This is a genomic window from Sphingobium soli (genome assembly GCF_020782245.1).
In the GTDB taxonomy this organism is placed as follows: Bacteria; Pseudomonadota; Alphaproteobacteria; order Sphingomonadales; family Sphingomonadaceae; genus Sphingobium; species Sphingobium soli.
This window is the reverse complement of record NZ_JAJGNP010000048.1, coordinates 1-1186: the sequence shown is the minus strand read 5'-3', so window position 1 is coordinate 1186 and position 1186 is coordinate 1. Positions and strand designations below refer to the sequence as shown.

General features: G+C 65.8%; 1 protein-coding gene. It reads left to right on the top strand.

All coding sequences use genetic code 11. The annotated features are described in order from the left end of the window. Window positions 1–1186 (top strand): YML083C domain-containing protein (locus tag LL253_RS19660; protein WP_228228204.1); only part of this gene is annotated, 1186 nt, incomplete at both ends.

Below are 1186 nucleotides of genomic sequence, written 5' to 3'. Positions count from 1 at the left end.
GACGCTGATGCCGACGCAGACGCTGATGCTGACGCTGATGCGGACGCCGATGCGGACGCTGATGCCGATGCTGACGCGGATGCAGACGCTGATGCAGATGCGGATGCAGACGCTGATGCAGATGCGGATGCTGACGCCGATGCGGATGCCGACGCAGACGCTGATGCCGACGCTGACGCCGATGCTGATGCCGACGCAGACGCCGATGCAGATGCCGATGCAGATGCGGACGCTGATGCAGATGCCGACGCTGATGCAGATGCGGATGCCGACGCTGATGCCGACGCTGACGCCGATGCCGACGCTGACGCCGATGCTGATGCCGACGCAGACGCTGATGCCGATGCTGATGCAGACGCCGACGCCGATGCAGACGCTGACGCTGATGCAGACGCCGATGCTGACGCAGACGCTGACGCGGATGCTGATGCCGACGCAGACGCTGACGCTGATGCGGACGCCGATGCGGACGCTGATGCTGATGCTGACGCTGATGCCGACGCTGATGCGGACGCCGACGCAGATGCGGACGCCGATGCTGACGCTGACGCCGATGCAGATGCCGACGCGGATGCGGACGCCGATGCGGATGCGGACGCTGATGCGGACGCCGATGCGGATGCCGACGCTGATGCCGATGCAGACGCTGACGCTGATGCGGACGCCGATGCGGACGCTGATGCTGATGCTGACGCTGATGCCGACGCAGATGCGGACGCCGACGCAGATGCGGACGCCGATGCAGATGCAGACGCCGACGCCGATGCAGACGCTGATGCCGACGCAGATGCAGATGCGGATGCCGACGCTGATGCCGACGCAGACGCTGATGCTGACGCTGATGCGGACGCTGATGCCGATGCTGACGCTGACGCGGATGCAGACGCTGATGCAGATGCGGATGCTGACGCCGATGCGGATGCCGACGCAGACGCTGATGCGGACGCCGATGCGGACGCTGATGCTGATGCTGACGCAGACGCTGATGCGGACGCCGACGCAGATGCGGACGCCGATGCAGATGCAGACGCCGACGCCGATGCAGACGCCGACGCTGATGCCGACGCAGACGCCGATGCAGATGCCGATGCAGATGCGGACGCTGATGCAGATGCCGACGCTGATGCAGATGCGGATGCCGACGCTGATGCCGACGCTGACGCCGATGCCGACGCTGACGCCGATG